21 protein-coding genes are annotated in these 23,108 nt (G+C 73.3%); 14 read left to right on the forward strand and 7 right to left on the reverse strand.

Features of this window, described 5'->3' with window-relative positions:
- Positions 1-44 precede the first annotated feature (44 nt).
- Positions 45-779 carry a TetR/AcrR family transcriptional regulator gene (locus OG357_RS00745; RefSeq protein ID WP_329619213.1) on the forward strand — a complete coding sequence of 245 codons (735 nt, stop codon included), beginning with the start codon at positions 45-47 and terminating at the stop codon, positions 777-779.
- Between the two features lie 24 nt (positions 780-803).
- On the opposite strand, the gene OG357_RS00750 is transcribed toward OG357_RS00745, so the two are convergent.
- The 4 genes from OG357_RS00750 to OG357_RS00765 all read right to left on the reverse strand — a co-directional run bounded on the left by OG357_RS00750 (position 804) and on the right by OG357_RS00765 (position 6,003).
- Positions 804-2,429 (reverse strand): MFS transporter, encoded by a 1,626-nt coding sequence (locus OG357_RS00750; RefSeq protein WP_329619214.1) that lies wholly within the window; start codon positions 2,427-2,429, stop codon positions 804-806.
- Between the two features lie 166 nt (positions 2,430-2,595).
- A complete protein-coding gene (locus OG357_RS00755) occupies positions 2,596-3,243 on the reverse strand; it encodes a TetR/AcrR family transcriptional regulator (RefSeq protein WP_329619215.1) in 648 nt (215 codons plus the stop codon).
- Positions 3,244-3,342: 99 nt separating this feature from the next.
- A complete protein-coding gene (gene ligA / locus OG357_RS00760) occupies positions 3,343-5,418 on the reverse strand; it encodes an NAD-dependent DNA ligase LigA (RefSeq protein ID WP_329619216.1) in 2,076 nt (691 codons plus the stop codon).
- A gap of 39 nt (positions 5,419-5,457) precedes the next feature.
- The gene (locus OG357_RS00765) at positions 5,458-6,003 is read right to left on the reverse strand and encodes a TetR-like C-terminal domain-containing protein (protein WP_329619217.1); all 546 of its coding nucleotides are present in this window, start codon (positions 6,001-6,003) and stop codon (positions 5,458-5,460) included.
- A gap of 168 nt (positions 6,004-6,171) precedes the next feature.
- Between OG357_RS00765 and OG357_RS00770 the strand changes: the two genes are divergently transcribed.
- The 5 genes from OG357_RS00770 to OG357_RS00790 all read left to right on the forward strand — a co-directional run bounded on the left by OG357_RS00770 (position 6,172) and on the right by OG357_RS00790 (position 12,385).
- Positions 6,172-7,173, forward strand: a complete 1,002-nt coding sequence (locus OG357_RS00770; RefSeq protein WP_329619218.1) for an oxidoreductase — start codon at positions 6,172-6,174, stop codon at positions 7,171-7,173.
- Positions 7,174-7,303: 130 nt separating this feature from the next.
- Positions 7,304-8,731 carry a rifampin monooxygenase gene (gene rox / locus OG357_RS00775; protein WP_329625450.1) on the forward strand — a complete coding sequence of 476 codons (1,428 nt, stop codon included), beginning with the start codon at positions 7,304-7,306 and terminating at the stop codon, positions 8,729-8,731.
- A gap of 312 nt (positions 8,732-9,043) precedes the next feature.
- Positions 9,044-9,694 (forward strand): helix-turn-helix transcriptional regulator, encoded by a 651-nt coding sequence (locus OG357_RS00780; protein ID WP_329619219.1) that lies wholly within the window; start codon positions 9,044-9,046, stop codon positions 9,692-9,694.
- Positions 9,694-10,356 carry a DUF4255 domain-containing protein gene (locus OG357_RS00785; protein ID WP_329619220.1) on the forward strand — a complete coding sequence of 221 codons (663 nt, stop codon included), beginning with the start codon at positions 9,694-9,696 and terminating at the stop codon, positions 10,354-10,356. Before OG357_RS00780 ends, OG357_RS00785 begins: the two co-directional genes overlap by 1 nt.
- A 4-nt stretch (positions 10,357-10,360) precedes the next feature.
- Positions 10,361-12,385 (forward strand): ATP-binding protein, encoded by a 2,025-nt coding sequence (locus OG357_RS00790; protein WP_329619221.1) that lies wholly within the window; start codon positions 10,361-10,363, stop codon positions 12,383-12,385.
- Between the two features lie 91 nt (positions 12,386-12,476).
- Here OG357_RS00790 and OG357_RS00795 read toward each other — a convergent pair whose 3' ends face one another.
- Complete coding sequence (locus tag OG357_RS00795; protein ID WP_329619222.1) at positions 12,477-14,186, reverse strand: peptidoglycan-binding domain-containing protein; 1,710 nt, start codon at positions 14,184-14,186, stop codon at positions 12,477-12,479.
- Between the two features lie 249 nt (positions 14,187-14,435).
- On the opposite strand from OG357_RS00795, the gene OG357_RS00800 reads away from it, so the two are divergent.
- The 4 genes from OG357_RS00800 to OG357_RS00815 all read left to right on the forward strand — a co-directional run bounded on the left by OG357_RS00800 (position 14,436) and on the right by OG357_RS00815 (position 17,127).
- A complete protein-coding gene (locus OG357_RS00800; RefSeq protein WP_329619223.1) occupies positions 14,436-16,016 on the forward strand; it encodes a phage tail sheath family protein in 1,581 nt (526 codons plus the stop codon).
- A 99-nt stretch (positions 16,017-16,115) separates the two neighbouring features.
- Positions 16,116-16,559: a phage tail protein gene (locus OG357_RS00805; RefSeq protein WP_024754772.1), complete on the forward strand. Its 444-nt coding sequence runs from the start codon at positions 16,116-16,118 to the stop codon at positions 16,557-16,559.
- Positions 16,559-16,978 carry a hypothetical protein gene (locus OG357_RS00810; protein ID WP_329619224.1) on the forward strand — a complete coding sequence of 140 codons (420 nt, stop codon included), beginning with the start codon at positions 16,559-16,561 and terminating at the stop codon, positions 16,976-16,978. Before OG357_RS00805 ends, OG357_RS00810 begins: the two co-directional genes overlap by 1 nt.
- On the forward strand, positions 16,975-17,127 hold the full coding sequence (locus OG357_RS00815; protein WP_017242135.1) for a DUF6760 family protein: 153 nt from the start codon (positions 16,975-16,977) through the stop codon (positions 17,125-17,127). Before OG357_RS00810 ends, OG357_RS00815 begins: the two co-directional genes overlap by 4 nt.
- A 5-nt stretch (positions 17,128-17,132) precedes the next feature.
- Here the strand turns inward: OG357_RS00815 and OG357_RS00820 are convergent, their stop codons facing one another.
- The gene (locus OG357_RS00820) at positions 17,133-17,615 is read right to left on the reverse strand and encodes a hypothetical protein (protein ID WP_329619225.1); all 483 of its coding nucleotides are present in this window, start codon (positions 17,613-17,615) and stop codon (positions 17,133-17,135) included.
- 231 nt (positions 17,616-17,846) lie between these two features.
- Complete coding sequence (locus tag OG357_RS00825; protein WP_329619226.1) at positions 17,847-18,302, reverse strand: hypothetical protein; 456 nt, start codon at positions 18,300-18,302, stop codon at positions 17,847-17,849.
- 1,081 nt (positions 18,303-19,383) lie between these two features.
- On the opposite strand from OG357_RS00825, the gene OG357_RS00830 reads away from it, so the two are divergent.
- The 4 genes from OG357_RS00830 to OG357_RS00845 all read left to right on the forward strand — a co-directional run bounded on the left by OG357_RS00830 (position 19,384) and on the right by OG357_RS00845 (position 23,105).
- The gene (locus tag OG357_RS00830; protein WP_329619227.1) at positions 19,384-20,031 is read left to right on the forward strand and encodes a hypothetical protein; all 648 of its coding nucleotides are present in this window, start codon (positions 19,384-19,386) and stop codon (positions 20,029-20,031) included.
- Between the two features lie 80 nt (positions 20,032-20,111).
- On the forward strand, positions 20,112-20,549 hold the full coding sequence (locus OG357_RS00835) for a phage tail protein (protein WP_329619228.1): 438 nt from the start codon (positions 20,112-20,114) through the stop codon (positions 20,547-20,549).
- Between the two features lies 1 nt (position 20,550).
- Entirely contained in the window at positions 20,551-21,291 is a 741-nt protein-coding gene (locus OG357_RS00840) for a CIS tube protein (protein ID WP_329619229.1), read from the forward strand.
- The gene (locus OG357_RS00845) at positions 21,288-23,105 is read left to right on the forward strand and encodes a VgrG-related protein (RefSeq protein ID WP_329619230.1); all 1,818 of its coding nucleotides are present in this window, start codon (positions 21,288-21,290) and stop codon (positions 23,103-23,105) included. Before OG357_RS00840 ends, OG357_RS00845 begins: the two co-directional genes overlap by 4 nt.
- The last annotated feature ends 3 nt before the right edge of the window (positions 23,106-23,108 follow it).

Genomic DNA, 23,108 nt, shown 5'->3' on the forward strand with positions numbered 1-23,108 from the left:
ATGGCGTTGGCATAAGGTGCCCGGCAACGGGAAGGAGCCGGGTCGTGGGGAAGCAGGTGGTGCCGGAGTCGGCGCGCAGACGGCGGCGCCCGACGAAGAACGGCGCGGTGCTGTCGGAGCGGGTGATCGTGGAGACGGCGCTGCGGATGCTGGCCGAACACGGCGGCGAGGGGCTCACCGCCCGGCGCCTCGGGCTCGCGCTGGGCGCCGACCCGAGCACGCTCTACCGCTACTTCGCCGGTATGGACGACCTGACGCTGGCGATCGGGGCGGAGCTCATCGGACGGGCGCTGGACGGCTGGGCGCCCACCGGGGAGTGGCGCGCCGACCTGCGCCGACTGGGTCTGCGCATCCACGGCGCCTACCTCGCGCACCCCCAGGCGGCGGTGCTCACCGCCAGCCGCGTCACCGGGCGGGAGCAGGAGACGGCCGTGGACGAGGCGATCCTGGCCGTGCTGCGGACGGCGGGCTTCCCCGACCCGGACACGGTACGGATCTACCACGCCTTCATCGACCAGAGCCTAGCCTTCGCCGCCCTGGACGCGGCCTCACTGGCGCTGCCCGCGGCGGCGCGGGAAGCCGACGAGCAGATGTGGGAGTCGACCTACGCCCGGCTGTCGGCCGCGTCGCACCCCCACATCGCCGCCACGGCCGATCTGTTGGCCGCACGCATGAACCACAGCGCCTATCCGGCGGCTCTGGACATGCTCCTGGACAGCGCGGAGAGCCGGCTGGGACGACTGGTGGGGCGGGCGATCGCCCACCCCACGGAGTCGTAGCCCCGCCCCTTCCAGTCGGTCCGCCTATGCGGCGTCGACGCGCTCGGCTGCCCCCTTCCGCGACGTGTCCGCCGCCGCCCCGTCCGACGGCCGGTTCCGCTGTGCGCCGCGGCGGCCGGGCAGGACGACGAGGACGATCGCCGTACCGACGGCCATGATGATCCCGCCGACGAGGCTCGTCGCGGCGACGCCGTGGGCGAACGACTCGTGCACCGCTCCGACGAGGGCCTGGGCCTGCTGGGGTCCGGCGGACGGGTCCTGGGCGACCCGCTCGGCGACGGCGAGCCCGGCGCCCACCGAGTCCTGGGCGGTCTGGAGCGCGGCGGCCGGGAGGCGGTTGCCGACCAGGTCGGCCAGTTCGTCCCGGTACGCCGTACCGAGGAGGGAGCCGAGGACCGCGATGCCGAGGGAGCCGCCGAGCTCCAGCGCGGTGTCGTTGGCTCCGCCGCCGACGCCCAGCTCCGACTCGGGGAAGGAGCTCATGATGGTGTCGGTGGCCGGCGAGACGCTCAGGCCGATCGCCAGGCCCAGCATCATCATCGGCGCCAGGAAGTCGGTGTACGTGGACCCCGTGTCGATCCGGGTGAGGAGGAGGACGCCCGCCGTGCCGATCACCATCCCGGCCGAGACCGTGACCTTCATGCCCAGCTTCGGGGTCAGCCGCCCGGTCGCCGCGGCACCGACGAACACGGCTCCGGCCAGCGGCAGGAGCCGTACACCGGTCTCGAGCGCTCCGTAGCCGAGGACGAACTGCAGGAACTGTGTCGCGTAGTAGATCGCGCCGAAGGTCCCGAAGAAGAAGAACAGCACCGCCAGCATGGAGCCGCTGAAGGGACGCATCCGGAACTTCCGGACGTCGAGCATGGGGTGCGGGTGGCGCAGCTCCCACCACACGAAGGCCGGCAGGGCCACGGCCGCCACGACGGCGGCGGCGACCGGTCCTGCGCCCCAGCCGAAGTGCGGGCCCTCGATGGTCGCGTACACCAGGGCGCCGACGGAGACGATGGACAGCAGGCCGCCCACGTAGTCGATCCGCCCCATGCCCCGGGCCTTCGACGGCGGCACCAGGAAGAGTGCGCCGATGACCGCGAGGACCGCGACCGGGACGTTGATCAGGAACGTGGATCCCCAGGAGTGGTCCTCCAGGAGCCAGCCGGCGACCAGCGGGCCGACGGCGATGGCCAGGCCCGAGGTGGCGGTCCAGGCCGTGATGGCCTTGGCGCGCTCGCCCCGGGGGAAGATCGCGACCAGCAGGGAGAGCGTGGCCGGCATGACGACGGCGGCACCGATGCCCATGATCGCCCGGGCCAGGATGACGGCCGAGGTCTCGTCGACCAGGCTTCCCATGACGGATCCGGCCGCGAAGACCACCAGGCCCGTGACGAGCGCGCCCCGGCGGCTGTACTTGTCGCCGATCGCGCCGAGCACCAGCATCAGCGCCGCGTAGGGGACGGTGTAGCCGTCGATGACCCACTGCAGATCGCTGCTGCTCAGACCGAGGTCCCTCGTCATGTCCGGCGCCGCCACGATCAGCGACGTGTTCGCCATGACGACGATCAGCAGGCTCAGGCACAGGACCAGCAGGGCCCACCAGCGCCGCGCGTAGGGCCCGTCCATCTTCTCGACGGGGGTGTTCATGAAGGGGGGCATGAGGGGGGCTCCTAGCAGGACGAATTAATTGCCCATTGATGTGCAGGCTAGGTTATTGCCCACCGGTGTGCAAATAATGGGGGCACGCCGGAGACGACTCTGCCCCGGCGGTGTACGCCGGGGCAGAGGAGAAGCAGCGAGGGGCACGGGCCGGCCGTGCGGCGCCTCATTCGGGGGTCGGCGCCTCCGGGAGGACCACCGAAGCGACGTCGTCGACGACGCGGCGCGCCTTGTCCTCCGGTACGCCCGCGGCGACGAGTACGGCGACGGCGACAGGGGCCCCCTCGTCGTCCAGCTCCCCGGTGTTGACGGCCTCGAGGAGCGCGACCGTCATGGCTTCGAGCCCGGCGCTCAGCACGGCGGGCGGGAGGTGCGCGGGAAAGACGCCGTCCCGCTGGCCACGCTCCAGGATGGCCGCGGCCTCGGCGCGGGCGGGGGCCAGGATCTCGGCGACCCGCTCGACGCCGAGGTCGCGGCGGGCCAGCGCAAGGAGCATCCGGTACCGGTCTCCCACGGGCCACATCGAGAACACGAAGTGCGCGAGCGCCCTCTCTGCCGGTTCCGCGGGTCTCGCACCGGCGGTCAGCGCGCTCCGCAGCGTCTCGGAGGCTTCCTCGGCGAGAGCCTCCAGCAGGGCGTCGCGCCCGGGAAAGTGCCCGAAGAGCGTGCGCCGCACGACCCCCGAGGCACGCGCCAGCTCCTCCAGCGTGATGTCGGGGTTCTGCCCGAGCTCGCGCCGGGCCGTGGCCAGGATGCGCGCCCGGTTGGACCGCGCGTTGCGTCGCAGCGGCTGACGGGCAGCGGGCTTGGTCACGTGAACCTCGGTGGATCGGTGGGGAGTCCCCGTCATTCTGGCACGCGCTTCCCGGCCCGGCCGGGCCGACGGCCCGGCCGAACCCCGGGTGCGCGCCGCTCAGTCGAGGTAGGCGGCCGTGAGCGCGGCGAAGGTCTCAGGGGTGAGCACCTCCACGCCGAGTTCCTGGGCCTTGACGGCCTTCGAGCTCGGCTTGCCGTTCGCGGACGGTGCGGCGACCAGGTAGGTCGTCCGGGAGTTGACGCCGCTGCCCACACGCCCACCGGCCTTCTCGATGAGCGCGCCCATCTCGGAGCGCCCCCAGCCGTCGAGCGGACCGGTCATCCTGCCGGTCACGACAACGGTCTTCCCGGTCAGGGGCCCCTCCTCGGCCTGCTCGGACTCCTCCTGCTTCGGCTCGATCATGGTCACGCCGGCCGCGATCAGCTTGTCGATCACCGGGGCGAGCGCGGCGACCTGCTCGACGATGACCGGAGCCTTCTCCGGGCCGACGCCTTCGACGTCCTGCAGCACGTCGGCGTCGGCCGCACGGATGGCCTCCATGGTGCCGAAGTGCTCGGCGATGCGCCGGGACATGCGGCGGCCGGTGCCCGGGATGCCGAGCGCGCAGAAGACGCGGCTGAGGGGGCGGGACTTGGCGAGCCGGAGCTGCTCGGCGAGCTTCGCGCCGCGCTTGGCGCTGCCCGAGGCGGCGGTGAGCCGGTCCTCGGTGAGGGTGAACAGGTCGGCGACGTCGCGCACGTCGCCGGAGGCGATCAGCGCGTCGACGTACTTCCTGCCGAGGCCGTCGATGTCGAGGATGTCGCGCCCGGCGACGTACTCGATCAGGGGGGCCAGCGCGCAGGCGGTGCCCTTGGCGCAACGCCACCGCTCCTGGCTTTTGTCGATGGCCCCGCCGCAGTTGGGGCACTGCTCGGGCAGCGGGACCGGTGTGGCGTCCTGCGGGCGGAGCTCGACGACGGCGGCCTCCACGCGCGGGATGATGTCGCCGGCCTTGTGGACCGTGACGGTGTCGCCGATGTGGAGGTCGCGCCGGAGGATGTCCGCGGGGTTGTGCAGGGTCGCGCGGGTGACCGTGGACCCGTCGAGCTCGACCGGGGCGAGGATCGCGGTGGGCGCGAGCACGCCCGTGCGGCCCACGTCCCAGATCACGTCCGTCAGCACGGTCTGCCGCTCGACCGCCGGGAGCTTGTAGGCGATGGCCCAGTACGGAAAGCGGCTGCCTGATCCCACCGCCGTCTGCTCGGCCGCGCTGTCGGCCTTGATGACGACACCGTCGATGCCGAAGGGCAGGCCCGCGCGCAGCGCAGCGATCGCGTCGACCTTCTCCTGTGCCTCGTCGAGCGTGGCGACGACGTGCAGTCCGGCCGGGCTGTCGGCCGTCGTCCGCACCCCCGCCCGTGCCACCGCTGCCAGCGACTCGGCATGGGTGGCCCCGGCGGGGAGGAACTCCTCGCCGTCCAGCTCGACCGCGCCGTAGGCCCAGAACGTCATCGCGAGCCGGTACGGGCGGTCCTTGGCCCGCAGGGTGCCCGCGGCGCCGTTGCGCGGGTTCGCGAAGACGGCGCCGCCGTGCGCGGTGCGCACTTCGTTGGCGGCCTCGAACTGCTCCTGGGTGAAGAGGACTTCGCCCCGGGCCTCGAACGTGGCGGGGACCGGCAGCTGCTCGGGCAGGCCCACGATCGTGCCGATGACGTGGCTGACGTCCTCGCCCCGGGCACCGTCGCCCCGGGTGATGATCTGGACCAGTCGTCCGTCGCGGTAGCGGGCGGCGACGGCCGCGCCGTCCATCTTCGGCTCGACGGTGAACCCTCCCGTCGGCGCGTGGCCGAGACGGCGCTGGAGCGACGCGCCCCAGGCCGCGAGTTCCTCGGGGTCGAAGACGTTGTCCAGGCTGAGGAGGCGCGTGGTGTGCGCGATGTCGCCGTCGGGGGCGGCTCCGTCGGCGACCTGGTCGGTGGGCGAGCCCGGTACGACGGCGTCGGGGTGAACCTCTTCCCACTCCTTCACCGCCAGCCGCAGCCGGTCGTACGTGACGTCGTCCATGAGGCTGTAGCCCGCCCCGTAGTACGTGCGGGAGGCCTCGCGCAGGCGGTCGACAGCGGCCTCGTACTCGGCGCGGTCGGCCGTGCTGGACATGCTGGAGAACGCCTCGACGGCGGAAGGGATCGTCATGGGGAACATCCTTCCCCACGGCACTGACAACGCCCGGGGTCAGTCCTCCGGCAGGGCGGGGGCGCGCGCGGCCGCGAGGGCCACGTGCACCGCGCGGTCCGCGGTCGTCGCGTCGACGGGCTCGCCGGTGAAGACGAGCCGGAAGTAGATGGGCGCGGCGAGGGTTTTGAGGAGTTCGGTCGCATCGGTGTGCGCGGGCAGTTCGCCCCGCTCGACGGCGCGGGTGACGACGGGTTCCGCACGCCGGAACCGGTCGTCGAAGAGCGCCCGCTTGACCTCGGCGAGTTGCGGCAGGCGTACGGCGTCCGAGAGGAGGGCGCGTCCCGCCCGTGTGGTCATGGTGACGACGAGGGAACGGGCCAGTGCCCGCAGGTCTCCCTCGACCGTCCCGGTGTCGGGGATCGGGATGTCCCCGGCGAAGTGCCCGGCCAGCGCGTCGGCGACGAGGCCGTCCACGTCCTTCCAGTTCCGGTAGATCGTCGTCTTGTGCACGCCGGCCCGCTGGGCGACGCGCTCGACGGTCAGCCCGGTGTACCCGGTCGTCGTGAGCTCCTCGATGGCCGCCTCCAGCACGGCCGTACGCATCTTGCTGCCCCTGCCGACGACGGAAGGACGTTCCGAGGGTGACCCAGCGGACTCCATTGCAACTCCTAGTTGCGTTGACGGTTGCCTGGACGGGGGAACTGCGGCACGATCAGCGTATCGCAACTTCGAGTTGCAATACCGGTGTGCCCTTCCATGAATCGAGGCCCCTTGAACCACGACTCCCGGACCGCCGCCCGCTCCTCACCGCACACGGACCGGTCGCCGGACGCCATCCCCGACCAGTCAGGACGCCTGGCCGTCGTCACCGGCGCGAACAGCGGCATCGGGTACGAGACCGCCCGTCAACTCGCCCGCCGCGGCGCCGTGGTCGTCCTGGCCTGCCGCAGCCACGAGCGCGGGCTGGACGCGCTGGAGCGCCTGCGCGCCGACGTACCCGGCGTCCAGGCCGAACTACGGCTCCTCGACCTCGCGGACCTGGCGTCCGTGCGCGGCTTCGCCGAGGGCTGGAACCGCGGCCCCATCGACCTCCTCGTCAACAACGCCGGCATTGCCATGGTGCCGTTCGCCCGGACCGCCGACGGATTCGAGTCGCAGTTCGGCGTCAACCACCTCGGCACGTTCGCCCTCACCGGCCTTCTCCTCCCCCACCTCTTGGCCGCCCCCGGGCCGCGCGTCGTCACCGTCAGCAGCGAGGGCCAGCGGTTCGCGCGCTTCGACATGACCAACCTCAACGCCGAGCGCCGCTACCGGGCCGCCTTCGCCTACGTACAGTCCAAGCGGGCCAACCTCTACTTCGCGGTGGAGCTCCAGCGCAGGGCCGACGCCACCGGGCAGAAGCTGCGCAGCATGGCCGTCGCCCCCGGGCTCACGCGCTCCAACGTCCTCACCGGCGGCGCCAACGGCACGCGGGGCCGCGCGTACGGGATCCTCACGAAGCTGCTCCTGCGCGTGGCGTTCCGCCCCACCGCCGACGGGGCCAAGACCTCGCTGTACGCCTCGACCGTCCCCGAACTGCCCGGCGGGAGCTACGTCGTGCCCGACGGGCCGTTCCAGCTCCGGGGCGAGCCCGTCCTCCGCGGCCGGGGACGCGCCCTCCAGGACTCCGCCACGGCACACCGGCTCTGGGCTCTGTCGGAGCGGCTCACGGGTGTGCGCTACGCATGGCCCACGGACGTGTCACCTCGGGGCCTGAGCGCTTCCGGAACATGACGATGGCAAGGAGGGTCACGACCTCCCTGCCATGATCAAGATATAGCTCACAGGGGGACTTGCCGCAAGGCCCGGGGCATGACGCAGAATCAGCGGCCTAAGCCACGACCTGCGGAAATGGGAATTCATGATGCTCGACGTAGTCATTGCCGGCGGCGGACCGACCGGACTGATGCTGGCCGCCGAACTGCGGCTGCACGGGGTGCGGGTGGTCGTGCTGGAGCGGTTGACCGAGCCGACTCTTCAGCAGCGTGCGCGCGGCATCCACGCGCGCAGCGTCGAGGTGATGGACCAGCGCGGCCTGCTCGACCGGTTCCGCGCGGTCGGCGAGCCGTTCTCGGTCGGCGCCCTGTTCTCCGCCCTCACCAAGCCGTGGCCGGACCGGGTGGACACCGCGCACCCGTACGGTCTCCTGCTCCCGCAGACGGAGACGGAGCGGCTGCTCACCGAGCACGCCGTCGAGCTCGGCGCCGAGATCCGGCGCGGCTGCGAATTGGTCGGGCTGAGCCAGGACGAGGACGGGGTCACCGCCGAACTCGCCGACGGAACCCGGCTGCGGGCCCGCTATCTCGTCGGCTGTGACGGCGGTCGCAGCGCGGTGCGCAAGCTGCTCGATGTCGGCTTCCCCGGTCAGCCGGCCAGGAACGAGACGCTGCTCGGCGAGATGGCGCTCGCCGAGGACCCGGCGACGGTGGCCGAGGTGACGGCGCAGATCCGCACGACCAACGTCCGGTTCGGCACCATCCCCAACGGGGACGGCACGTACCGCGTCATCGTGCCTGCCGCTGACGTGAGCGAGGACCGCCCGGCCACGCCGACGCTGGAGGAGTTCACGGAGCGGCTCCGCGAGGTCGCCGGCACCGACTTCGGCGCGCACTCGCCGCACTGGCTCTCCCGGTTCGGCGACGCCAGCCGCCTGGCGGAGCAGTACCGGGTCGGCCGGGTGCTGCTGGCCGGCGACGCGGCGCACATCCACCCGCCGACCGGCGGGCAGGGGCTCAACCTCGGCGTGCAGGACGCGTTCAACCTCGGCTGGAAGCTGGCCGCCGAGGTGAACGGCTGGGCGCCGGAGGGGCTGCTGGACACCTACCACGCCGAACGGCACCCGGAGGGCGAGCGCGTACTGACGAGCACCCTCGCGCAGGGCGTGCTCCTGGAGGACACTCCCGGCGCGAAGGCCCTGCGGGAGCTGTTCTCGAAGCTCCTGGACTTCGAGGAGGTCAACCGGTACATCACGGAGTCGATCACCGCGGTCGGGGTCCGCTACGACCTCGGCGAGGGCCACGAACTGCTCGGCCGGCGGCTGCGGGACCTGGCGCTGAAGCAGGGGCGGCTGTACGGGCTGATGCACGCCGGTCGCGGGCTGCTGCTCGACCGGACCGGCCGGCTCTCGGTGGAGGGCTGGGCGGACCGGGTCGACCATGTCGTCGACGCCACCGAGGAACTCGACGCACCCGCCGTGCTGCTGAGGCCCGACGGCCACGTCGCCTGGGTGGGCGAGGACCAGCAGGACCTCCTCGTGCACCTGCCGAAGTGGTTCGGCGCCGCCGCGAGTTGAGCGGAGCAGGTCGCACCCCCCTCACGTGACGCGAGCCACACGGCCTGAGGGATGGCACGCCGTCGTGCGGGGGGTCGGATCGGCGGCAGTGGAACGTTAGCGCGACGTCAGCGGGACGTGAGCACCGCTGACGAGACTGGGAGGGACCACAGTGGCCGGCTCGCCGGCCATGGACCAGCACAACACAGGGGGCCCCACCATGCGCGCCGACCAGCGGCCGCGAGACACCGGCATGCCCGTTTTAATCCCCGTGCCCGGGTGCCTGACCAGCCCCGGACCGTCACGGCGTGTGGGAAAGGGCTGGTAACCGGAGTGCTCACCACGCGGGTGACGGTGACCGTCCACGCATCCGATCCGCTCAGCAGGGCCGGGCTCATCAGCCACCTGCGGCACCAGCCGACCGTCGACTTCGTCCCCGAGCAGGACGACGGGAGCCGGGACTCCCCGGCGGTGGCCGTAATGCTGGCCGACCGGATCGACGAACCCACCACGGCCGAACTGCGGCGCCTGCTGCGCGGCAGGGACCAGCGCGTCGTCCTCGTCGCGCGGGAGCTGCGCGAACCCGACCTGCTCGCGGTGGTCGAGTACGGGGTGCGCGCCATCATCTGGCGGCACCAGGCGACCGAGCAGCGGCTGCTGAGCGCCGTGCACAGCGCGGCCCGCGGCGAGGGCGAGCTGCCGCCGGACCTGGTCAGCCGTCTGCTGAACCAGGTGGGGCGGCTCCAGCGGGCGACCACCGCGGGGACGGCCACCGGCGGGGCGGTGCCGCTCTTCGGGATGGCGCCGCGCGAGGTGGACGTCCTGCGGCTGCTCGCCGAGGGCCTGGACACCCGGCAGATCAGCGAGAAGCTCGCGTACTCCGAGCGCACCGTCAAGAACATCCTGCACGCGCTGATGACGCGTCTCCAGCTCACGAACCGGGCGCATGCCGTCGCGTACGCGCTCCGCGAAGGCTACATCTGATGATCCATGAGATCGACGAGTCACTGCGCCGGCTGCTCGCGCCCGCCGTCACGGGCGACGTCGCCTTCGACGCGCCGACCCGCGACTGGGCGGCGCGCCGCAACTCCCCCACGCTGAACGCCTATCTGTACGACATCCGGGAGGACGTGGCGCGGCGGGAACGCGGCGCCTACGCCGAGCGGGACGCCAACGGGATCGTGACGCGCAGGCGTCAGCCGCCGCGGTGGTTCCGGCTCTCGTACCTGGTGACCGCCTGGACGGCCCGGCCGGAGGACGAGCACCGGCTGCTTTCGGGCGCGCTGGCGCTGCTGCTCCCCCACGAGGTGCTGACCGGCGACGCGGTGCCGGAGTCGGTGCGGCCGATCACCGAGTCCCTTCCGCTCTCCGTCGCGATGCCGCCCGCGGAGTCGCGGTCGCTGGCGGACATCTGGTCGGCGCTCGGCGGCGAACTCAAGCCCTCCCTGGACGTCGTGATCAGCACGCCGTTCCCGGTCACGCCGGTGTACGAGGTGGCGCCACCGGTCACCGAGGGGGCGGAGCTCGTCGTCCGCGGGATCGACGGCATGCCCGGCGACTCCAGGCCCCGGATGATGCGGCGCTCGGTGACCACCGTGAGCACCGCGGTCACCGCCCGCGGCACGCACGACGAGAACGGGCGGTGACGGCGTGCTGGAACTGATCGCCGCGCTGCGCACACGGGTCGCCGCGCTCGTGGACGCCCGCGCCGCCGGAGACCCCACGGCGGGCGATCCGCTGCGCGGCCTCTACATCACCGAGGAGACGGCGCGCCGGATCGCGGCGGAGCCGGTGCGCACGGCGGGGGACGCGACGGGGGGCACAGCGGGGGGCGCGGCCGGGGGCGACGCCGCCGTCACGCCGCCGGACACCGGCGGTACGGACCGGCTCGCGGCGCTCACCCGGACCTTCGGTCTGTCCGCGCTCGACGCGCACGTCCTCGTCGCGGCGCTCGCGCCCGACGTGGACCGGGGCTTCGAGGCGCTGTACGGGTATCTCAATGACGACGTCGGACGGCGCCGTGCCACCGTGGCGCTCGCCCTCGACCTCGCCGGCACCGGTCCCTTCGACCCGGCTGCCCGGGACCGCTTCCACCCGGCCGCGCCGCTGCTCGCCGGAGGGTTGCTGGTCCTGGAGGACGAGGACCGGCCGCTGCCCGGGCGGGCGCTGCGCGTGCCGGAGCGTCTGGTGGCGCACCTGCTGGGCGACGACAGCCGCTTGGACGCGGAACTGCTCGGCGTCGGCGTGGAGTTGCTGCCGCCGACCGGCGCGGGCGAGGTACGGGCGGTTGATGTGCCCGTGACGCTCGGCGCGCGCGTCGCGGCCGCCGGGCCCGTCACCGTACACCTGCGGGAGCGTATGCCCGGTGCCGCCACCGATTCCGTCGTGGCCGCGCTGCGCGACGCCGGGCGGGCCGTGCTCCGGTACCGGCCGGAGTGTGTCGACGTACCGGCGGCGCGCGCCCTGCTGCGCGAGGCACGTCTGCGCGGTGCCGCCGTGGTCGTCGAGCCGCTTCCTTCACAACCCGGGCCATTGGTACGGGTGTTGGCCTCGGCCAGGGCCACGGTGGTCCTCGCGGGCACCGACGCGCCCGACCCGAGGTGGGCACCGGACGCGGAGCTGCTCGCGCTCGACGCCCCGGACGGAGCGGCGGGCCCCGGCGGCGACCTGTGGCACCACGAACTCGGCGCACGGGAGGGTGACTTCGATCTGGAGGAGGCCACGGCGCCGTACCGGCTCAGTGGTGACCAGGTCCGCCGGGCGGCTCGCTCGGCGCGGGCGCTCGCCGCGTTCGAGGGCACCGCGCCGACCCTCGCGCAGGTGCAGCGCAGCGCCCGGCTGGTCTCCGCGCCGCTCCTGGACAGCCATGCCCGGCGGATCCGGCCCGCCGTCGGACTCGCCGATCTCGTGCTGCCCGAGGAGCCGTTGGGGTTGCTGCACGAACTGACCGGGCGGGCCCGCAACCGGGACCGGGTGCTCGGCGAGTGGCGGCTGCGCACCGGCGGCGGACGCGGACGCGGCGTCGTCGCGCTGTTCGCCGGCGAATCGGGCACCGGCAAGACGCTGGCCGCCGAGGTCGTCGCGGGTGAACTGGGCCTGGACCTCTATGTGGTGGACCTGTCGTCCGTGGTCGACAAGTACGTCGGCGAGACGGAGAAGAACCTGGAACGGATCTTCGTCGAGGTGGACCGCACCGACTGCGTACTGCTCTTCGACGAGGCCGACGCGGTGTTCGGCAAGCGGTCGGAGGTGAAGAGCTCGCACGACCGGTACGCCAATCTGGAGAGCGCGTATCTGCTCCAGCGGCTCGAGTCGTTCGCCGGGATCGCGCTGCTCACGACCAACCTGCGGGCCAACATCGACGAGGCGTTCACCCGCCGGCTCGACCTGGTCGTGGACTTCCCGTTCCCGGACGCCGGGCAGCGGGTCGCGCTCTGGCACTCCTGTCTGGCGGGCACGCCGAAGGCCGAGGGCCTCGGTGAGGAGATCGCGCGCTGTGCGGCGGAGTTCGAGCTCGCGGGCGGTGCGATCCGGTCGGCGGCGGTGACGGCCGGGTACCTGGCGGCGGCGCGCGGCTCGGCCGTGACCGCGGACGACGTACGGGCCGGGGCGCGGCGCGAGTACGAGAAGGCGGGACGGCTGGTGCACGACGCGGGCATGCCCTGGGCACCGTAGGAGCGTGGGGGGAGCGTCCCCTGAGACCTTGTCGAGGGGGCCACCCGTGCGGGTGGCCCCCTCGACGCGTTCACGTCCCTCGCCCGTCAGCTCACCTCTTCACGCTGCCGCCGACCATCTTCTTGAGAGTGTCCGAGTTGACGGTCCCGGTGGCCGGGAGCCCGACGGCCGACTGGTACTGCTTGATGTGGTCGGCGACTTGGGTGCTATACTTGCTGGTCTTGTCCCGCTTCTCGCGGAAGTGGTCGATGCCGTACTGGGCGTTGGTGCGCGCCATGACCATGTCGCCCTCGTCGAAGCCACGGTTGATCGCCCACCAGAAGGCCGCCATGAGCTGGGTGGTCTGCCAGGTCGTGGTGCCGGGCTTCACCGAGTCGACGGTGATCCCCTGGGCCCACAGAGAGGTGAGGGTGGCCCGGCCGAGCTCTCCCTCCGTGTCGGTGTGGAAGATCGCGGCGGAGTTCTTCCCCTTGTTCTCACCGTCCGAGACGACCACCTTCTGGTAACAGACGAGGGAGTCACGGGTCCGCCCGTCGATCACTCCCCTGGTCCACCCCGGCTTGAGGTCGCAGGCGTTGTCGAGGGCGGCCAGTCGCTCCTGGGCGAACTCGACGACGATCTCCGGTGCGTCCCCCATGCGCCACGGGGGTTCGTTCCTCACCGGGGCGGGCGGGGGCGTGGTCTGCTTGTTCCCGCCGTCGCCGGTGCCCGGTCCTGGTGCGGTGATCTCGCCGCCGTCCTGCACGGGCTGGGTCGGTGCGCTTTCCTGGGGTTCGGCTTCGATCGTTTCGCCGTCCGAATTGCCGCCTCCTCCGGCACCGCCTCCTCCTCCGCCGCCGCCGTCATTCCCGCCATCTCCGCCGCCCCCACCGCCGTCTCCGCCGGCGGGCGGCGGTGCCGCCCCGTCCGTGGGGGGCGGGGCGCCGCCGGACTCGTTTCCGCCGGCGGGCGGTCCTCCGGTCTCGCCGGGCGGCGGGGGTGCCTCGGGGAGCGCGTCCCCGCTGCCCTGCGGCGCGGGCCTGGGCGCGCCCGTCGCCTGGATCTCCTTGGCCGCGCTGACGATCTTCGGCGAGAAGTTGAACCAGAGCACGATGAAGGCGATCACGGCGGTCAGCAGGAGTCCGCCCGCCACCACCAGCCAGTTCCCCAGGACGGGACGCTGGTCGAACGTGGCGTCGAGGTCGAGGGCGGTGTCGTCGCCCGCGCGCCGCACGGACACGGTGAAGCGGTGCGACTCCTCGGCGCCGGTCCACCGCACGGCCTGCGGCCGGACCACGAGCTCGCCGAAGGCGGCGCGGCCCGGGGCGATCTGCACGGCGTTGGGCCGTACGTCGAAGGTGAGGCGGTTCGTGTCGTCGCGGGCCACGAGGGACGCGGTCAGCGGAGTGTTGCCGAGGTTGTCCACGGCGATCCGGGCCCGGCCGCGGAAGCGGCCGATGAGCGCGGGCGGCAGCAGTTCGGCGCGCGTCTCGGTGAAGGGCGTGAGGGTCAGCCGGCCCTCCACCACGTCCCGGGCGCCGGTGTTCTCCCGGGGGTCGACACGGATGCCGTACGCGACGGGTCCGGCCTCCACATCCGAGGAGCGGGGCGGGGCGAACGAGATCTCGGCGGTCCCCTCGCTGCCCGGATAGAGGCGGAGGACGTCCGGCTCCACCCGGGCCCAGCCCGAGGGTTTGCCGACGAGCGAAAGCCGGTACTCCTCGACGGTATCCCCGGTGTTGCGTACCCGCAGGCGGGCGGAGGTCCGGGCCCCTGGCTCGACGGTCACATCGGCCGGGTCCAGAGAGGTCCACATGGTCATGGGCGAAGGCTAGGGGGGCGAGTGCGGTGCGCGGCTGCCCGAAAGTCCCTGTTCGCGGGCAGGATCGCGTGCCCGCGCCGCCCCCTGGGCCGGCCCTTCGGGCACGGGACTTTCGGGCACGTTCTCCTGCCCTCGTGCCCGCCCGTTCATTCCTCCCGCGAGGGACGGTCTTCAGGGGAGAGTCGGCCGTGTCGGAGCGCCGCGACAACGCCGATGCCGACCGACCCCACCAGCGAGGAGCAACCGACCGTGCCCACCTACCTGTCCCCCGGCGTCTACGTCGAGGAAGTCGCCAGCGGCTCCCGTCCCATCGAGGGCGTCGGGACCTCCGTCGCCGCGTTCGTCGGCCTCTCGCCCGTCGGACCGCTCAACGAGCCGGTGCTCGTCACCAACTGGTCGCAGTACGTGGCCTCGTTCGGCGACTTCACGGACGGGTACTACCTCGCCCACTCCGTCTACGGGTTCTTCAACAACGGCGGCACCGCGGCCTACGTCGTGCGCGTCGGCGGCGGGGACGCGCTGGGCGCCACGCAGGCCATCGGGACCGCCGCACCCGCCGAGCCGCGGCTCGTCCCCGGCGAGGCCGTCGCGCTCGGCGCGTTCCGGGTCGCGGCGATCGCCGCCGGCTCGGAGGCGGGCGGATCGCTCACGGTCGAGGTGCAGGACGTCGAGGGCGACGCCGAGCGCTTCAAGCTGGTCGTCAAGGACGGCGAGAAGGTCGTGGAGAGCTTCGACGCCTCCGCGAAGAAGAGCGCCCGCAACTTCGTCGTGGCGCAGGTCAAGCAGCGCTCCAAGACCATCGTCCTGGAGGAGGCCGCCGCCGGCGGGCAGCTCGTCCGGCCCGACGCGCAGGCCGTGACGCTCGCTCCGCCCGCGCAGCTTCCGGCACCGGTCGCGGCGGCGACCAGCACGTCCGCCGCGCTGGAGTCCGGGCAGTTCATCGGCGATTCGGCCGACCGCACCGGCTTCGGCGGCCTGGAGGCGTACGACGAGATCAACATGGTCGCCGTGCCCGACCTGATGGCCGCCTACCAGCAGGGGCTCATCGACCTGGAGCAGGTCAAGGCCGTCCAGCTCGGCCTGATCGCGCACTGCGAGCTGATGGGCGACCGGATGGCGATCCTCGACCCGCCGCCCGCCCTCAACGCCCGCGACATCCGCACCTGGCGCCAGGAGACCGCCGGTTACGACTCGCGGTACGCGGCCCTCTACTACCCGTGGATCAAGTCGTTCGACCCGGCGACCGGCCAGACCCGTACGGTTCCGCCGTCCGGCCACATGGCCGGTGTGTGGGCCCGCAACGACTCCGAGCGCGGTGTCCACAAGGCCCCCGCCAACGAGATCGTGCGCGGCGCGGTCGACCTGGAGCTGCAGATCACGCGCGGCGAGCAGGACCTGCTCAACCCGATCGGCGTGAACTGCATCCGCGCGTTCCCGGGCCGCGGGATCCGGGTGTGGGGCGCGCGGACGCTGGCCTCCGATCCGGCCTGGCGTTACCTGAACGTCCGCCGCTACTTCAACTACCTCGAGGAGTCCATCCTCGTCGGTACGCAGTGGGTCGTCTTCGAGCCCAACGACCAGTCGCTGTGGGCGCGGATCCGCCGCAACATCTCGGCCTTCCTCGTCAACGAGTGGCGTCAGGGAGCCCTGTTCGGCCAGCGGGCCGAGGACGCCTTCTACGTGAAGTGCGACGCCGAGACCAACCCCCCGGAGTCGGTCGACCTCGGCCGGGTCGTGTGCGAGATCGGCATCGCGCCCGTGAAGCCCGCCGAGTTCGTGGTCTTCCGCCTCGCGCAGTTCCAGGGCGGTGGCGGCGACCTGGAGGAGTAGGCCCCTGGCCCCCTCAGCTCGCCCTGAGCGCCCCCTCCGCGCCGCTTCACCGCACGACCCCCGAGCCAGCCCCCGCCACACGAACAGGAGTGATCCCCCATGTCCCTCGACACCGGTGACGCCCTCACTACCCACAATTTCGGCCTGCAGATCGACGGCGTGATGGTCGAGACCCTCCAGGAGATCAGCGGCCTCTCGATGGAGCAGGACGTCATCGAGTTCCAGCAGGTCTCGGCGGACGGCAAGCCGATGATCAAGAAGCTCCCCGGCGTGAAGAAGGCCGGCGAGTGCACGGTGACCCGCGGTGCGACGCAGTCCGCCGCCTTCACCGAGTGGATCGCGTCGTCCATCGCCGGCGACATGGGCGCGGCACGCAAGGACGCGTCCATCATCTTCCTCGACTACCAGCTCAGCGAGGTGAAGCGCTACAACCTGCGCAACGCCTGGTGCACCAAGGTGGAGTTGAGCGCGACCAAGGCCGGTGACGCGGCGGCCCTGACCGAGCAGGTCACCATCACCTTCGAAGAGCTGACGCTCGGCTGATGCGACGCGAGGGATCGGCGGGTACGCCACAGCACCGCCAACAGGAGCCTCTCCGTACGGAGTTCGCGTTCGAACTGCCGCGCGGGTTCGTCGACGAGGCGGGCACGGTGCACCGCAACGGGGCGATGCGGCTGGCCACGGCACGGGACGAGCTGCTCCCGCTGCGTGACATCCGGGTCCGCGAGAACCCGGCGTACCTGTCCGTGGTGCTGCTCGGCCGGGTCATCACCCGGCTGGGCACGCTCCCGTCGGTCCACGACGGGACGGTGGAGAACATGTTCGCCTCCGACCTCGCGTTCCTCCAGGACTTCTACCGGCAGATCAACGCCGAGGGCCACACCAGGGCCGCCGTCGCCTGCCCGCACTGCGAGGAGTCCTTCGAGGTCGAGCTGGCCGGGAGCCGCCTGGGGGAATCGTGACGTACGCGGTCGACCGGATCGAGGAGGAGACCGCGTACCTCGCCTTCCACTTCCACTGGGGCATGGACGACATCCTCGACCTGGAGCACGCGGACCGGCGGAGGTACGTGGCACAGGTGGCCTCGCTGGTGGAGCGGTCGCAGGCATAAGGGCTTTACGGGGAAGGGAGGGCGGAGAGGATGGGCATGTTCGGGAAGTGGCGGGCGCGGAAGTCGCCCGGGGCGGAGGCCGGTGCCTCCGAGGAGAGCGCGGCGCCCGTCGCCCGCGCCACGGCGCCCGGCGACGCCTGGCGGGCGCTGCCGCCCGTACAGCGGGTCGTCGACGCCCCGCGCACCATCGCGGAGCACGGCTTCGCCGCGTCGCTCGCGACCCACTGGAACCCCTCCTTCCAGACCGACCTCGGCCACGGCGCGGTGCCGGACGCACCCGGCGGCCTGCTCCTGGACGCGGTGCGGCCCGTACCCCGGCAGGCGCCCCGCCCGGAGGGAACGGAACCGCCGGAACTGCCGGGTCTGCGACTTCCGGTGGCGGGAACGGCGTCCGGCGCGGCCGCGGACGCGTCCGCGACGAGCGGTGTACGAACGGTGGCGCCGGCGGCCGTGCAGCGCGCGGCCGCCCCTTCGGGCGTACGGAGCACGGGGACGGGTGACCGCCCGGTACGGAGTGAGGCTGCGTCCGCTCCTGTACGGGGGGACAGCGCGCCCCGCGTGACCGGGCGCACGGACGCGACCCGATCAGCTCCCCCGTCCGGGTCGCCCAAACCCTCATCCTCACCCTCACCGTCCACGTCTCCCTCACCTTCACGGTCCACGTCTCCGTCGGCCTCTCCGTCCGCGCCCTCGACCCGGCCGGCTCCCCGGGCGGCGGTTCAGCGGGCCGCCGCTCCCGTACGGACGACGGGGCCGTCCGTCCCCGAGGCCGAGGCCGCTGTATCGGCCGTCGCGCCCGTCGGCGAGACCGGCAGTGGCCCCCGTCGGGGAACGCCGACAACCAGTGCCGCACCCCCAGGACCCGTCCGGCCCGCGCCGCCTGTCCGGCCCGCGCCGCCTGTCCGGCGCTCGCCGCTGGTCTCCGCGCGACCCGTGCAACCGCCCCGGCTCCTGGCCCCGGCCGGCACCGCGCGGCCCGGTGGCACGGCCGCGCCGGGTACGGCGCCCGTCCAGCGGGCGGCGACCCCTTCGCGTACGCCCGAAGGCGGCTCGACCGCCCCGGCCGCCGTGCCGCCCCTCACCGCACCGGGGCCCTCCGCTCCCGTGCGGTCCCAGAACGTCCCGGGCTCCGCTCCCCCGGCGGGGCCCGGGACACCCTCCACCACGGTCGGCACGCCCGCCTCTCCCGTGCAGCGCCGTCCTCCTGTACGCCGCTCACGGCGCGCCCCGGGCGCCGACTGGAACACGACGGCGTCCACCCCGCCGCCTCCGGCAACCCCGGCACCCCCGGCACCCCTGGCGAGCGAGGCACCCACCACGTCCGTACAGCCGACGACGCCGGCCTCACCCGCACACCCCGCCACCGCAGCCCCCCGTGCGACCCCGCCGGCCCGTCCGACCCCGGCCACCGCGACGCCCCCCACCGGCCCCGAACACGGCGCGACCGTGCAGCGCTCCGCCACCGTGCCGGCACCTCCCGCCGCCCCGACCGGCCCGGTCAACCCGACGACCCCGGCCTCACCCGCGCGCCCGGCCACCGAAAGCCCCCGTGCGAACCCGCCGGCCCGTCCGACCCCGGCCACCGCGACACCTCCTGCCGAGCCCGGACTCGGCACGACCGTGCAACGCGCCGCCACCGTGCCCACACCTCCCGCCGGCCCGGTCAGGCCGACGACGACGGCGGCGGCGAACCCTGCGACCCGGCCGGGCCCTGCCGCCGCGACGCCTCCGGCGCGGCCGGGACTCGGGGCGCCCCTGCGGCGCGCTGCCCCCGACGCACCCGCGCCGCTTGCAACTCCCGCGCCGCGGCGGGCTCCCATCGGGGCGCCGATCACGCGCGCGGCCGCAAGCTCCGACGCCTCCCGCCCCGGCGAAGCCACAGCCGCGCCCGAGTCGGCACCGGTCCAACGGGCGGCAGCGCCTCGTCCTCCCGTTCCGGGGACTCCGGACACGCCGGCTGTGCACGGTCAAGGCGCCCCCGGGAATCCCCGTACCACCAGCACCGCGCTCGGCCACCCGTCCCGTCCGGCCGAGCCGGGTTCCTCGGCGACCCCGAAGCGGCCCGGGGGCACCGCGCCTCTCCCTCCTGTCGTCCAGCGCGCCGCTTCGACCTCGATCGTCTCTCCGGCTTCCCCGACCACCGCGACCCTCCCCACCGGCCCAGGCCCCTCGGCCGCCCCGGCACCAGCAGCGGCCCCGTCACGGACCAGCCCCACCGCGCCCCGCGCCACCTCCACGCCCGTCCCGCTGGTCACCGTGACCGACCTCCCCCGGGCCACGGCACCCACCGTGCAGCGCCGGTCCGCGCGTCCGCTCGCCTCCGACCGGCCGCTCGCCCCGAACCTCCCGGGCCCCGCAGGCGCCCCCACCGTCCCCACCGTCCCCGACGTACGCACCGGACCCGGCCACCGCGCGGCGGCCGCGTCGCTCCCCGCCGTTCCCCTCGTCACACCGGCGCCCACCCCCACCGTCCAGCGCAGCGCCGCCCCGGCTCCCGCCGTCAACGCACGGCCCGTCGTGCCGATCGGCCCGCCCGCTGCCGCGCGGCCCGTCGCCCGACCCGTGTCGGTCCAACGCCAGAGCGCTCCCGTGACGGCTCCGACCGTCGCTCCCGCGGCGCCCGCCCCCGCTCAGCCCCCCGCTCCTCGGGCCGCGCCCCCGACCGCCCAGGCACCGCCGGCCCCCCGCGCCACCACGGTCACCCGCACCGCCGCCCCCGGGCCGCCCACCGTGCAGCGCAGCGCCACCACCCCGGCCGCCGCTCCCCTGCCCGCCGACGGCGAATCACCCACGCAGCTCGACGAGTTGGCCCGTCGGCTCGTCACCCCGCTCTCCCGTCTCCTGCGCGCAGAGCTCCGTGCCGACCGCGAACGGGTGGGCCGTCTCCGGGACCACGGCCACTGACCGGACGTCGCCCGGCCACCGACCCCGCCACCGCCCGGCCTCCGCCCGACCCCGACCGAACTACCGAGAGAACCGCCACCATGCCGACGCAGCAGGACCCCGCATCCACCGTCTTCTTCAAGCTCACGATCGACGGCCAGGACCTCGGCCTGTTCAACGGCTGCGACGGCCTCTCCTCCGAGGTGGAGGTGGAGCAGCGCCACGAGGGCGGCATCAACGGATTCGTCTGGCAGCTCCCCACGCGCGTCACCTTCTCCACCATCCGCCTCACCCGCCCCCTCACCCCCGACACCGCCAAGGTGGCCGCCTGGATCTCGTCCCTGGCCACCGGCATCACCCGTCCGACAGCGCAGATCGCGGCCCTGCGCGCCGACGGTTCGATCGTCGCCCAATGGGGTCTGGTCGAGGTGCTGCCGGTCCGCTGGACCGGTCCGACACTCGACCCGGCGAGCCCGGCCGTCGCCACCGAGACCCTGGAGATCGCGCACCACGGGTTCACCGACGCGGGAGGCGCCTGAGATGGCCGGCCTCCTGGGCGCCCTGGCCGCGCGCGGACTCTCGCGCGCCTCACTCGCCATCCATCAGCCGCCCACCGATCTCGGCGGCTCCATCGGCGGCAGGCTGGGCGAGGTGAAGTTCCAGTTCAACCCGGACCAACTCCAGTTGAGCCGGTCCGCGAACTGGCACACCGAGCCTGCCGTCGCGTACACGCGGGGCGCGCCGCCGAAGTTCACCGGCAGCCAGCCGGCCCAGCTCCAGCTGGACGTCTTCCTCGACCGCTCCGGCGACCCGACCTCCAACGACGTGCAGCAGCAGGTCGAACTGCTGCTGTCCTGCTGCGAGGTGACCCAGCAGAGCATCAGCGCGAAGGCGCCGTCGCCGCCGTGGGTGAAGTTCTCCTGGGGGTCGTTCTCGACGGTGCGGTTCGTCGCGTACGTCACCTCCGTCTCCGCCACGTACACCCTCTTCAGCCCCAGCGGCATTCCGATCCGCGCCACGTGTTCGCTCTCGCTCACCGAGGTCTCCACCGCCACCAAAGGGCAGAACCCGACCTCGGGCGCACTGTCGGCCCGTCGTGTGCACCGCACGGTCGCCGGGGACTCCCTGGCCTCTCTGGCCTGGCGGGAGTACGGCGACGCGACCCGCTGGCGGGTCATCGCCGAGGCGAACGGCATCGACGACCCGATGCGGCTGCGCCCCGGCACGGAACTGCTGCTCCCGTCCACCACCGAAACGCCGGAGACCGAGGGCACCTCATGAGCGAGAAGACCTTCACCACCGTCCTGCACGTGCAGCTCGACGGCACGCCGCTCCCGGATCCGCTCGCGGTCCGGCTCACGGAGGGCTGGGTGGACGCGAGCGTCAATGTCCCCTCCGCCTTCCAGCTGACCTTCAGCGACAAGGACGGCACCCTCACTGCGAAGTTCCCCTACCTGAAGGTCGGCGCCATGGCGGTGCTGTCGCCGTTCACCGACGGACGGCTCGGCGAGCCCATGCTGACCGGGGAGGTCACCGCCGTCGAGGTGGACGCGTCACCGGGCCACGGGCGGTACCTGATCGTGCGCGGGTACGACCCCGGGCACCGGCTCCTGCGCAGCCGGCGCGTCGAGGGCTACCCGAACATGACCGCCTCCGACATCGTCCGGAAGCTCGCCGCCCTCAACCGGATCCCGCTCGGCAAGGTCGACGCCACCCCGACGGTGTACGAGCTGGCGACCCAGCCCAACATCACCGACTGGGACTTCCTGTCCCGGCTCGCGCGCGAGAACGACGTCCGGCTCTCGCTCGACCCGGCGGGCCGGCTCGTCTTCGCCGCCCTGCCCCCGGCGTCCTCCGCGCCGGCCGACACCACGCCGGCCGCGCAGAGCCCGTACGTCCTGGACTTCGGCTCCAACACGCTGCACAGCCGGGTCTCGGTGACGGCCGCCGGGCAGGTCGGGAAGGTCGACGTGCGGGGCTGGGATCCCCGGACGAAGCAGGCGCTGGCCTCGCCGACCCCTGCCCTGGCGAGCCGGGACATCGTCTCCGACATCACTCCCGCGCAGCTCGTCGCGCCCTTCGGTCCGGCGGAACTCGCCGCGACCGGAACGCCGTTCACCACGCAGTCGGAGGTGGCGCAGGCCGCCGCCGCGCTCGCGGACGACGTCACCGGCTCGTTCGCGGAGGTCGAGGTCGCCGTCACCGGCAATCCCGCGCTGAAGCCGGGGCAGCCGGTGGCCGTGAAGGGCGCGGGCTTCCCCTTCGAGGGGCGCTACACCGCGACCGGGGTGCGCCATGTCTTCGCCTCGGGGCGGCAGTTCACCACCTGGCTGACGGTGTCCGGGCGGCAGTTCCGTTCCCTGTACGGGACGGCTTCCGGCGGCGGCGAGCCGGCGCCGCCCATGCCGGGCGTCGCGGTGGCGCTGGTCACGAACACGAAGGACCCGCTGTCGCTCGGCCGGGTCAGGCTGCGCTTCCCGTGGCTGTCGGCGACGTACGAGAGCGGCTGGTGCCGGGTCGCCCAGCTGGGCGGTCGCGGGGGCGGCGGTCTCGTCCTGCCCGAAGTGGACGACGAGGTGCTGTGCGCCTTCGACCGGGGGTCGCTTGAGCACCCCTACGTCCTGGCGGGGCTGTACAACGGCGTCGACCGGCACACCCCGGCCACCGACCGCGTACCGCCGGTCGATCCGACGAGCGGTCGGGTCCAGTGGCGGGCCCTGACGTCCCGTACCGGTCACACCGTGGAGCTGCGCGAGGAGGGCGGCCGGACGCGCGCCTCGCACGGGATCCGGCTGCGGACCGCGAAGGGGGGACTGAGCGTCGAGCTGAACGAGGCCCGGACGACCCTGACCATCGACAGCGACGGGACGGTCACGATCTCCGGGGCGCGGGGGGTGACGATCGAGTCGGGGACGGATCTGACGCTCTCCGCGAAGGGGCTGATCACCCTCGACGCGGGGCGCGGCGTGGACATCAAGGCGGGCATGAGGTTCAAGGTCTCGGCGCTGACCCAGGTCGCCGTCAACACCATGACCTTCAACACCACGACGCCCCCGCTGCTCAACCCCGTCGCCGCGGCCGCGCCGCTGATCTGAGGA

This window comes from Streptomyces sp. NBC_01255, from assembly GCF_036226445.1.
GTDB lineage: Bacteria > Actinomycetota > Actinomycetes > Streptomycetales > Streptomycetaceae > Streptomyces.

Bases quoted from the DNA above. Each gene is read 5' to 3' on its own strand.
- ligA (WP_329619216.1), bottom strand. From the start codon at position 5,418: ATGACGATCCCTTCCGCCGTCGAGGCGTTCTCCAGCATGTCCAGCACG.
- OG357_RS00805 (WP_024754772.1), top strand. From the start codon at position 16,116: ATGTCCCTCGACACCGGTGACGCCCTCACTACCCACAATTTCGGCCTG.
- rox (WP_329625450.1), top strand. From the start codon at position 7,304: ATGCTCGACGTAGTCATTGCCGGCGGCGGACCGACCGGACTGATGCTG.
- OG357_RS00765 (WP_329619217.1), bottom strand. From the start codon at position 6,003: ATGCGTACGGCCGTGCTGGAGGCGGCCATCGAGGAGCTCACGACGACC.
- OG357_RS00845 (WP_329619230.1), top strand. From the start codon at position 21,288: ATGAGCGAGAAGACCTTCACCACCGTCCTGCACGTGCAGCTCGACGGC.
- OG357_RS00810 (WP_329619224.1), top strand. From the start codon at position 16,559: ATGCGACGCGAGGGATCGGCGGGTACGCCACAGCACCGCCAACAGGAG.
- OG357_RS00785 (WP_329619220.1), top strand. From the start codon at position 9,694: ATGATCCATGAGATCGACGAGTCACTGCGCCGGCTGCTCGCGCCCGCC.
- OG357_RS00840 (WP_329619229.1), top strand. From the start codon at position 20,551: ATGGCCGGCCTCCTGGGCGCCCTGGCCGCGCGCGGACTCTCGCGCGCC.
- OG357_RS00835 (WP_329619228.1), top strand. From the start codon at position 20,112: ATGCCGACGCAGCAGGACCCCGCATCCACCGTCTTCTTCAAGCTCACG.
- OG357_RS00750 (WP_329619214.1), bottom strand. From the start codon at position 2,429: ATGCCCCCCTTCATGAACACCCCCGTCGAGAAGATGGACGGGCCCTAC.
- OG357_RS00795 (WP_329619222.1), bottom strand. From the start codon at position 14,186: ATGACCATGTGGACCTCTCTGGACCCGGCCGATGTGACCGTCGAGCCA.